The following is a 253-nucleotide window of genomic DNA, read 5'->3' on the forward strand; positions in this document are numbered from 1 at the left end:
TGATAGGCGAGGGTGGCCGGGTTCCAGTCCGAGTCGCCATGGCCGCGTGCATCGTAGGCGTGCGTCTGGTAGCCGGCGGCCGCCAGCGACTGCGCGGTGGCAGTCCAGGCGTGCCGGGTCTGGCCGAAACCTTGGGCGAACAGTACGGTGCCGCGGCGCCCGGGGGCCGAGCGGGTTGCCGCCTGTACGGGGTCGTGCGCGGCGATGAGGCGCTCGTCGGTGGGGGCGGATGGGCGGGAGGCGGGAGTTACCA

Annotated in this window: 1 protein-coding gene; it reads right to left on the bottom strand. The window is 73.5% G+C overall.

Annotated features, from left to right (window positions below; all coding sequences use genetic code 11):
• Positions 1 to 253: alpha/beta hydrolase (locus tag ACQG3P_RS20810; RefSeq protein ID WP_426806113.1), on the bottom strand; the 253-nt coding region annotated here is incomplete at both ends.

The sequence above is a fragment of the Stenotrophomonas sp. SrG genome (genome assembly GCF_050031795.1).
Taxonomy (GTDB): Bacteria; Pseudomonadota; Gammaproteobacteria; order Xanthomonadales; family Xanthomonadaceae; genus Stenotrophomonas; species Stenotrophomonas rhizophila_A.